Source organism: Longimicrobium sp. (assembly GCF_036387355.1).
In the GTDB taxonomy this organism is placed as follows: Bacteria; Gemmatimonadota; Gemmatimonadetes; order Longimicrobiales; family Longimicrobiaceae; genus Longimicrobium.
This window is the reverse complement of the sequence record NZ_DASVTX010000266.1, coordinates 1-6,148: the sequence shown is the minus strand read 5'-3', so window position 1 is coordinate 6,148 and position 6,148 is coordinate 1. Positions and strand designations below refer to the sequence as shown.

Genomic DNA, 6,148 nt, shown 5'->3' with positions numbered 1-6,148 from the left:
AACCTCGGCAGTGAGGGGCACTTCGATCTGCGGGTGGATGTGTCCGACTCGGCGGGCGCCATCAAATCGGCTTCCATGAGTGTTCTGCAGATCGGGACGGGTACGGGTTCCTGCGAACCCGCTCCCGGCATGGACCATTGCTGAGCGGTCCGAGCGGCCAGGGAGTGAGGCTTCCGCAACAGAAACGGCCCCGGCGCGCAGGCATGCGCGCCGGGGCCGTTCTGCGTGCGGAACTCAGTCCGCGGCGGCCGTTTCCAGCGAGCCGGCCGGCGCGCCGGGAAAGCCGTCGTCCGGGTAGCGGTACACCGGGCCCAGAGGCTCGCCGTCCCGCTCCATGGTGCCCTTGTAGCGCATGTGGTCTTCGTGCACGCCAAAGTTGGTGCGCTGCAGCTCGGCGATGCGCGCCAGGTCGTCGGCCATCAGGTCCGGCAGGTCGCTGGCGGCGGCGAACTCTTCCAGCTGCTCCACGTTGTAGATGTTGGGAAGCGTCGTCACCACCACGGGCGACGCGAGCAGCCACTTGAGCGCCGCCTGGCCGATCGTCATCCCGCGCCCCTCGTGAAGCCAGCGCAGCGACTCCAGCTTCTGCAGCCCGTTGATGAGCCACGAGCGCGGGCGGTGCCGCCGGTGGTCGTTCTTGGCGAACTCCGTCTCGGGCGTGTAGCGCCCTTCCAGCATGCCCGACGAGTGCGTCACGCGCACCTGAATGCCGGTGTTGCCGGTGGCCTCGGCCGCCTGGGTGAGGATCTGCCCGGGGAACGGCTCCAGGATGTTGTTGATGAGCTGCAGGCTGCGCACGCGGCGCTGGCGGATCAGGTCCAGCCCCTCGAACAGGTAGCCGTTGGACGGGCCCAGCGCGCCGCCCCACGAGCGGATCTTGCCCTCGTCCTGCAGCCGCTGGAACGTTTCCCAGATCCCGTCGTCGGGAACGTGGTCTTCCTTCACATTGTGAAAGGCGAGCACGTCGATGACGTCCGTCCCGAGCCGCTTCAGCTGTTCCTCCACGGCGAAGCGGATGAACGCCGGGTCGGGGTTGTGCGGAATCTCCTGCTGCCCGCGCCGCACGTCGGGGTTGTTGTAGAAGTCGTAGCCCACCTTGGCGCTCAGCGTCACCTGGCCGCGGCGGTCGCCGAACGCCCTGGCCAGCAGCGAGTCCGCGCGGCCGTTGCCGTACGTGTCGGCGGTGTCGTAGAACGTGATGCCCAGGTCAAAGGCGCGGTGCAGCAGCGCCACGGCCTCGTCATCGCTGAAATCGCCCCACCACCCCGCGGCGAGCGTCCAGACGCCGAACCCCACTTCCGACGTGCGGATGTCGGTTCCGGGATAGGTACGGTACTTCATGCAGCCTCCCATCGGCGCGGGGCCGAGTTGATCGTCATTGAAACCGGCGCCGCCATGACGGTTCGCCGCGGCGCACAGTAGCTTTGCGGGCACGGCGGAGCAAGTCGGCCAAGCTCCCCCACACGGTAGGAGTTTGGAGGACCCGCGCTCATCAGGCCGGCCGGAGTGCGCCGGGGAACGCGTCCAGCCACGCGCGGATCGCCGGCGAAAGCGCGACGCCCCGCCCGGCCGGCGCGGGAGCGTCCAGGATCCCCCGCGCGGCGAGCCGGGCCGCCGCTTCGTGCGCGGACGCGTAGGTCGCTCCCGTCGCCCGGGCGATGGCGGCAACCGTGCGAGGGCCGTCCAGCACCGTCCGCACGATTTCCGCGTCCAGCCCGGCGCCGAGCAACGCGCGGACCCGCAGTTCCGGGCAGTGCGCCAGAATCCACCGCACCGGCCTCACCGCGTCCGTCTTGAGCGAGACATCCTCGTTCCACAGCCCCCACCGCGTGAACGCCGGATGCGATCCCTCCCGCGCCGCCTCCCGGAGCACGGGGCTGCGCCCGATCCGGTCGAACAGGGGGCGGGGTTCCGCGAGCGGGGCACAGTGCCGCGCCACACTCTCCAGCCGCGGCGACCCGCCCGCCAGGTTCGCGACGGAGAGCATCGCCCCCGCCGCGGCGGACGCCACTCCGGACAGCACTTCCAGCTCACGCCCCAGCCGCCGCACGTCCACCAGGTGGTGGTGCACCCCAAGCCACGTCGCGGCGACGAAGAACAACCGGTGATCCTGCGGCGCCGCCGCGGCGGATTCCGACACGAGGCGCTCCACATCCACCGGCTCCGGATGCGGCGCGACGGTGAACCCCCCGCCGATCCGCGCCCACTGGGCGGAGAGCCGCGCCTTGGCTTCGTACATCGGACCTCCACTTCAGCGCCAGTGATTCGCAGAGGTATCGGCTTTCTCCGATGAGGCGCAATGCGGAGAAAGAAAACCGCCCGAGTTGGGGCGGCTGTTTTGGATGCGCAGTGCAGGCCGGCGCAGCAACTGGAATGGAATTCAGCGCTCCGGTGCAGCCGGGATGCATCGAGGCTGGGTAGGAGCTGTGTCAGAGACGGTCAGAGCGAACAGGCTACCGCGCGCGGGGCACGACCGCGGCGACTGCCCTGTCGTACTGCTCGCGGGAGAAGATGAAGCGGCCAAGAGCGTCATAAGCATCCGTGCCGCCCGGCCCCTCGAAGTCGCTCCAGATCACGGTCTGCGGCCGGATCTGGATGCGCACGCGGAAGGGCCAGCACCCCACCTCATGCGCAGCCGAGCACCGCCGCGCGGCCGTCCTCCTCCTGCATGGGCAGATCGGCCCATTGGTAGGGCTGCAATCCGCCGTACGTGCCCGCGAGCTCGCGCGCATGATCCGAAGTCGCGGCCGCCAACTCGATCGCGCGCAGACGTTCGATCAGGTCCCGGCCGTCGATGATCACGCGGACATTGGGGTACTCCGAATCCGTCAGGCGCAATTCGAACGAGTTCACGCAGCGCTATCCTCCGGGAGCAAAAACGAGGTCGGCATAACTGCTCTGGTCCACGGGCGAGGGCAGCGCCTCCCCGGAGATCCGCACCGCGCGGATCGTCACCGCCCGCCCGCCGGGCAACTGCAGGATCTCGGTCCACTCCGCGGAAGCGGCTGGCCGCAGCGCGGCTTCGCCCGGGGGATCGGCAAACGCCATGTTCCGATGATGAGCCTCGGACCACTCTGAAATCCACCGCTGCAGTTGCCGGTCGTTCGGAAACAGGGTATGCGCGACGTTCCAGAGGCTCAGGTGCCCGCTATACATCCACGTTCCGTCCGTCCTCGGGACTTCGGGAAGCTGGATGTGAAGTGTTCCGTCCCCGCCGTCCCGCGGCCCCGTAATGCGGCGCCGGATTCGGGCCCAGAGGTCCGGGTGGACGGGTGGTAGCCGCGATTCGTGAGCGCGGATGTACATGTCGAGCTGGTACCCCGCCGCCGCGGTCAGGAACGGTACCGCGCTGTCACCGTAGATGACAGCGCTGGCGGGCGTTTGCTGCGTGCGCATGTAGATGATGTGCACGGGGCCGCCGGTCCGCGAAACCTCGACCCGATACGTCCCGGCGAGCGGCGAAGGCGCGGCGCGGACCGACTCGTGAGCGGCGCTACGCATGGCACCGGACGCGTCATGGAGGACGCTTCCGTCCCGCGTGAGTTCCGGGTGAGCCCTGACCCACGCTTGCATCGCCGCCACCGCACCCCAGGGATCGGCGCGCAGTTGCGCACGGGTGGGGATGGTGGCGCGAAAGCCGAACAGCTCCTCGGGAGTCGCCTTCCACCGCACAAGGCCGGGAAGAATGCCGGCGCCCCTCACCATCTCCGGCCTGAACACGTCGATCGTGGGAACGCCGCCCGCCCAGTGCTCGGGCGGCCGGAGCCGCCCCACGATCGCGTCCGTGGCACCGGGGGGAAGCCATGCAGCAGTCGCCCCCCAACGAACCGGATACCCTCCGCAGTCATGTGACCAGGGCACCAGCACCACCCGCCCCGCGGGCACCTGCGGCCCGGCTGGCCCGCCCGCCCGGGCGACCTGCGCCGTCAAGCCGTACACCGGTGCCCGCTCCCATGGTGAGAGGCCCGTCCGCGGCGGGGGAAGCAGTCCGCCCCGGCCCGCGAGGACGGTGTCGCTTTCCGCCGTGGCCAGAATGACCACGTGCCGATCATCGTCGTGGGGCGGGATCCCCGGCGGCCGCAGGCAGTGCACCGCCAGAGCGGACGCGGTGGGGAGCGGGGCGAATGCGGAGCCGGCCAGCACCACTCCAACAACGGCGGCGATCCCGCTGCGCAGCATCCAGTCCGCTCCGGGAAACTCGTGATCAGCAGTGGCTGCTCATGGCGAAGCCCTGCTGCGCGTCCACCAGCGGGGCGCGGTAATCGCCGGTAAAGCAGGCCGTGCAGTACGTCTCCCCCTGCTCGGCCACGCACTCGATCATTCCCTCTTCCGACAGATAGCCGAGCGAGTCAACCCCCAGGAATGCGCGGATCTCCTCCACCGACTTGTCGGAAGCGATCAGTTCCTCGTGGGTGGGCATGTCGATGCCGTAGAAGCAGGGCCAGCGCACGGGCGGCGAGGCGAGGCGAAAGTGCACCTCCGTGGCGCCCGCCTCGCGCAGCATGTTCACCAGGGCGCGGCTGGTGGTGCCGCGCACCAGCGAGTCGTCTACCACTACCACACGCTTTCCGTTCAGCACCTCGCGCACGGGGCTGAACTTCATACGCACCTTGAAGTCGCGGCCGGCCTGCGTGGGGGTGATGAACGTGCGCCCCACGTAGTGGTTGCGGATCAGCCCCAGCTCGAACGGAATGCCGCTCTGCTCGCTGTAGCCCACGGCCGCGGAGTTGGCGCTGTCGGGAACGGAGATGACGATGTCGCCCGGGGCGCCCTGCTCCTGCGCCAGGCGCCGCCCGAAGGCACGCCGCGCGCGGTCCACCGTGTACCCCCACAGCTGCGTGTCCGGCCGGGCGAAGTAGACCAGCTCGAAGATGCAGGGCTGCGCCTCCGCCACAATGCGCGGCAGGCGCATCACCGTCTCGATCTCGCCGTTGCGGATGCGGATGAACTCGCCCGGCTCCACGTCGCGCACGTAGCGGGCGTGCGCGATGTCCAGCGCGCACGTTTCGCTCGCCAGCATGAGCCCGCCCGTGGGGAGCGCGCCGATCACGAGAGGGCGGTAGCCGTACGGGTCGCGCGCCGCGTACAGCGTGTCGCCCACGGTGATGAGGACGCAGTACGCGCCTTCCAGCTGCTGCAGCGCGTCGGCGATCTGCTCGTCGGGCGTGTCGCCGCGGGACCGGGCGATCAGGTGCACGATCGCCTCGCTGTCGATGGTGCTCTGGAACAGCGCGCCCTGGTTGAAGAGCCCCTCGCGCAGCGCGTTGGCGTTGGTGAGGTTGCCGTTGTGCACCAGCGCGATGTGCCCGCCGCGGTAGCTTTCGCGGATGGGCTGCGCGTTCTTGAGCCCCGCGCCGCCCGCGGTGGAGTAGCGGATGTGCGCCACCGCGACGTCGCCCGGAAGCTCGGCGATGTCCTTTTCATGGATGGCGTCGGACACCAGCCCCGGCTTGCGGATGCGGTGGCTGGTCCCCGTGGTGCGGTCAAACGACGCGATGCCGGCGGCTTCCTGCCCGCGGTGCTGCAGCGAGTACAGGCCCAGAAAGCAGAGCTGAGCGGCCTCGGAGTTCCCGGAGATCGCAACGATTCCACACATCGGCTTCTTCTCAGTGCTTTGCGGACCGGCGATGCGCGTGGTGCGCGGCCGTGTTCCAGAGGGCGGTTGATACCCCGGACGAATTCGGAGGTGCGGGCTTCGGCGAACGTTGGACAGCTGCCGCCGGTGCGTCCCGGACAGTGGACGGGCGGCCCCCACCCGGGTTCGCATTACTCACCCACCCTCCCCCAAAACAACCTGGGGGAGGGTTGAGGACGCGCGCCGAACTGTCCCTCGCGCCGAACGGCTCCCCCTCTCCCGCGGAGCGGGCGGAGGGGGTTGGGGGGAGGGGGCCTCTCCGCCGCGCCTCGACTCTGCTGATCGCACCCTCCTGCCGTTCTCCACTCTCCGTGCGTCTGTTTGCACGGGGAGGGGCCGGGGGCATAAGCGTTAACTTTGAACTATAAAGCATTGTAGCCGAGCGACCTGTGAAACTCGTTTACGTCGTGCCGGCAGCAACCGCTCGCGCAATTCGCTTCCCCTCCGCAGCAACTCGCTAGGCAGGCTGGGCAGGGAAATCACGGTCCGGAACGCATCCGCTGCCTCCCGAAA

Annotated in this window: 6 protein-coding genes; all 6 read right to left on the bottom strand. The window is 69.3% G+C overall.

All coding sequences use genetic code 11. From position 1 onward, the window contains the following. Window positions 1–234: 234 nt before the first annotated feature. The 6 genes from VF665_RS11490 to purF all read right to left on the bottom strand — a co-directional run bounded on the left by VF665_RS11490 (window position 235) and on the right by purF (window position 5,596). On the bottom strand, window positions 235–1,341 hold the full coding sequence (locus VF665_RS11490; protein ID WP_331053575.1) for an aldo/keto reductase: 1,107 nt from the start codon (window positions 1,339–1,341) through the stop codon (window positions 235–237). A 151-nt stretch (window positions 1,342–1,492) separates the two neighbouring features. Further along, complete coding sequence (locus VF665_RS11485) at window positions 1,493–2,239, bottom strand: hypothetical protein (protein WP_331053574.1); 747 nt, start codon at window positions 2,237–2,239, stop codon at window positions 1,493–1,495. A gap of 214 nt (window positions 2,240–2,453) precedes the next feature. Then, window positions 2,454–2,603: a hypothetical protein gene (locus tag VF665_RS11480; protein ID WP_331053573.1), complete on the bottom strand. Its 150-nt coding sequence runs from the start codon at window positions 2,601–2,603 to the stop codon at window positions 2,454–2,456. Window positions 2,604–2,625: 22 nt separating this feature from the next. Beyond that, on the bottom strand, window positions 2,626–2,853 hold the full coding sequence (locus tag VF665_RS11475; RefSeq protein WP_331053572.1) for a hypothetical protein: 228 nt from the start codon (window positions 2,851–2,853) through the stop codon (window positions 2,626–2,628). 6 nt (window positions 2,854–2,859) lie between these two features. After that, window positions 2,860–4,041 (bottom strand): hypothetical protein, encoded by a 1,182-nt coding sequence (locus VF665_RS11470; RefSeq protein ID WP_331053571.1) that lies wholly within the window; start codon window positions 4,039–4,041, stop codon window positions 2,860–2,862. 163 nt (window positions 4,042–4,204) lie between these two features. Next, window positions 4,205–5,596: an amidophosphoribosyltransferase gene (gene purF, locus VF665_RS11465; RefSeq protein ID WP_331053570.1), complete on the bottom strand. Its 1,392-nt coding sequence runs from the start codon at window positions 5,594–5,596 to the stop codon at window positions 4,205–4,207. Between the last annotated feature and the right edge of the window lie 552 nt (window positions 5,597–6,148).